2 protein-coding genes are annotated in these 3,722 nt (G+C 70.5%); both read left to right on the forward strand.

Annotated elements, in window-relative coordinates:
* Positions 1-330 precede the first annotated feature (330 nt).
* A complete protein-coding gene (locus tag ACLHRZ_RS36720; RefSeq protein WP_490422927.1) occupies positions 331-2,430 on the forward strand; it encodes a hypothetical protein in 2,100 nt (699 codons plus the stop codon).
* Positions 2,427-3,722: ABC transporter substrate-binding protein (locus ACLHRZ_RS36725; RefSeq protein WP_490422928.1), on the forward strand; the 1,296-nt coding region annotated here is incomplete at its 3' end. The genes ACLHRZ_RS36720 and ACLHRZ_RS36725, both read left to right, overlap by 4 nt.

Below are 3,722 nucleotides of genomic sequence, written 5' to 3' on the forward strand. Positions count from 1 at the left end.
GATCACCGCGACTTTGCAATCGCCCTGCACGTCCCCGGCTCCGTAGATCAGCGTTGCTCGCATGGGAATCGTTGCCTAGGTTTTTCTTCGTCCTTCTTCCGGTCCTTCCAGCGTTGCCAGCCCCGCGCGACTCTGCAACGCGAGACCGCCGGCCGCTCCCGGTGGGTGACGAGGGCGGCACCATCGGTCACCGATACGCAACGCCTCCGGAATTCGCCATTTCCATGACGGTCCGTCAACTTTGCGGAACCCCACGGACATCGGGAATCCCAGACCCTATCCTTCCCCCACCGTCTACCTGACGCTTTCGTACGACGCGTGGGGAGAGCCATGGGGGAAAGACTCTACGGCCAAGACGCGGTACTCGACGGACTGATCCCCCGGCTGGTGGGCCTGGAACGCACCGGCGGCGGCCGGGTCCCCTTCGAGGACCGCGACCGGGCTCCGATCGTGCAGATATGCGGCGGGCTGGGCAGCGGGAAGAGCGCCCTGCTCGGCGCCCTGTACGAGGGCTATCACGACCGCGTGCCCCTTGCACGGATCGATCTGGCCGCACCCGGATTCCAGGAGGGCGGGGCGGCGGACGGCCCGAACTCCTCGCCGGTCACGAACGTTCTCTACCTGCTGTCCTACAAACTCGGGCTGAAGCTGCGCGGCACCCGCCGGCCGCCGCGCTTTCCCCGGCTCTCCGTCGGTCTGCTGGTGGTCACCGCCTGGGAGCCCCGGGGCACCTTCCCGGACCGGCTCAGGGAGGCGGAACGCAGCCTCCGGGAAACCGTCGGGACGGGCGACGCCGACCGCAGGCAACGCAGGGAATCCCTGCAGAGGTGGCTGGACGCCCTCATCCCGCTCCTCACCAACGCCATCGCCCTGCCCGCTCCCCTGGACGAGATCTTCCCCACCGTCCTGACCACGGCTCGCGACCTCCTGCTGGCCCCGCGTCCGGACAGGGGTGCGCTGCACTGGTGGAGCGAGCAGCTGACGATCGCCCAGGGCGACGGCCTGCAGAAGCTGTTCGCCTTCGTGCGCGACTTCCGCAGGGGCGACGAAAGCCGCGGGAAGGCCGAGGAGTTGCTGATCGCGGCGCTCCTGGCCGACATCGACGACGACTACGGGCGGCTGCACCGCGCCAACCGCACCCCGCTCCCGTTGATCCTGCTCGACAACGTCCACAGCCGCTTCGCCGCCGGCTTCTTCGACCAACTGGTCGGCGCCTACGACTGCTTGGGGCGCTCCGGCCACCCGGTCACCCGCCCGGTCGTCGTGGCGACGTCGCTCGGCGACCCCAGGCCCCTGACCCAGCTGTCCGAGGTCGGGACCCCCGTCGACCCCGGCCGCCACAGATCCTCGTCCCACCGGGTCGCCTACCCGCCGCTGCTGCGGCTGGGGCTGCCGCCGGTCCGGCGGGACGACATCATGAGCATGCTCAGCCCGCTCGACTACCCCGCGCGCCTCCCGCTCCTCCTCGACCGGCTCAGCGGAAGCCGGCCGGGCAGCGCCCGGCTCCTGGCCGACACGGCCAAGGCGCTCCCCGCGACCGGCGAACGTCTCGGCCTCGCCGAGTTCCTCGCCCTCTTCCACGACGGGTCACCGTCCGGCCTCACCCGCAGCGCACTCCAACAGCTGCTGCCCGAAGCAGGGTTGCGGGCGCGGCTGCCCCTGCTGTCGGCGGCCCTGGACGAGAGCGCCGCGCGGCGCCTCGCGGAGGCGTTCCAGCACGAGGAGAACGCCGTCGGGCAGAGCCCCCGGGAGCGCGTGCACGAGGCCAGGGATCATCTGGACGCCTCCCGCTGGAACCTGCACCCCTGGCCCGCGGTCCACGGAGCGGTGCCCTTCGTCGCCGATCGCGCACTGCGTGCGCTGCTGCTGATGCGGTTGCGCGCCGAAGGCCCGGAGGAACGCTGGTACCAGATCCACCGCTGGCTCCGGGCGGGCTACACGCCGGGCAACGCCGAAGCCGAGCCCGGCGGGCAGGAACTGCCCTATCTGCACCACTCGCTGGCGCTGGGCGAGGTGGACCTGGTCGTGCGCGTCCTGCACGAGCGCTTCGGCCGGGACGGCTGCGCCGCCTGGCTCTCCGGCGTGAACATCGTCTGCGCCGCACCGGTTCCGCCCGGCGAAGCCGCCCGGGTCTACGACGCCCTGGTACGGCCGGTCGACTACGGCGGCTGCACCACCTGCGCGAACCCGGCCGCGGTTCCGGTGCACTGGGCGATCAACAGGCTGGTGCAGGCGCTGTGGCGGCAGTCCGATCCGCTGGCGGTGCCCGTCGACGGGCACGTCCAGAAGGTCGGGGCGGCGCTGCGGACGCTGTACGAGCACGTCGAGGACGACGACGCGCTCCACCGGGCCTGCCTGGAGTGGCCGAGGCGGCTGGTCGAGGGCGTCCAGGCCCCCGACCTGCCGATCGAGGGAGGGATCAGCGTATGAGACCGAGCGATTGGGGCCCGGTGACCAAGGCCGTGGTGCTGACCGTCGTGCTGGCCCTGATCGGCCTCGCGGGCTGGGGCGGGTGGACGCTGCTGCGGCCCGACCCGTCGTGCGGCCAGGGGGTGGAGGAGCGCGGGCCCCGCCATGAGTGCACCGGGGTGACCGACGGCGGCTACCCGTTCGCGCCGCTCCTGGCCGAGGTGTCGCAGCGGGTCAAGGAGGAGAACGACCGGGTCGTGCAGGACAAGGACACCCCCTACGTCACGGTCGCCCTGATGATTTCGATGATCGGGGACGACGAGGTCGAGCAGCGCCGGATCCTGGAAGAGGTCCAGGGGGCCTATCTCGCCCAGTACCGGGCCAACCACCTCTCCAGCGGCGAGAAGCCGGCCATCCGGCTGGTGCTCGCCAACCCGGGGCGGGACGGCGCCCAGTGGCGTCCGGTGACCGACCGGCTGGGCGAGATGGCCCGCAGTGCGAAGGACAATCTGCGCGCCGTCACCGGCTTCGACAACAGCACCAGTCCGTTCCGGGACGCCATCGCGCACCTCACCGGGGATCTCGGCATTCCGGTGGTCGGCGGGACCATCACCGCCGACAGCATCGCCAACAGCCGGCGGAATCCGAAGGCCTACCCCGGCCTCGTGCGGATCGGCCCGACCAACAGCGAAGAGGCCGCGGCGATCGCCAACTTCGACAAGGACCACGGGGTCAAGCCCGCGGACTCCCTCCTGGTCGAGGACCAGCGCCAGGGTGACAACTACATCGACACCCTCAAGGAAGCCTTCGCCGAACGCACCAAAGGGTCGCCGTACCAGAGCGAGTTGTTCAGTGCGGGCAACAGCCTTCCCATGGACTTCAACAGGATGGTGCTGCGCATCTGCGAGACGGACGCCAAGGTGATCTATTTCGCCGGCCGTTACCAGCAGTTGGGCGTCTTCCTCCAGGAACTCGGCAAGCGGGCCTGCCGGAAGAAGGACGGCAAGGACACCGCCTACACCGTGGTCACCGGGGACGCCGCCAATACGCTCGCCTCGCGGTTCGCCGCGGATTCCGGCTTCGACTGGTCCATCTTCTCCCACGGCATCACGCTCAAGTACGCCTCGCTCGCCCACCCCGGCATGTGGGGCGACCCGCCCGCCGGCGAGATGTCGCGGACCTTCCAGGACCTGAGCAGCCTCATCGCCTCGGCCACGAAGGGATCCGGGGGCCGCGGATCCGTCGGCCCCATCAGCCCGCGGAACTGGTACGACCTGCACGACTCCCAGGGCGATTGCAAAGTCGCGGTGATC

This window comes from Streptomyces sp. AM25 (assembly GCF_058146165.1).

Coding starts and splice junctions, on each gene's coding strand:
- ACLHRZ_RS36720 (WP_490422927.1), top strand. CDS start 331: ATGGGGGAAAGACTCTACGGCCAAGACGCGGTACTCGACGGACTGATC.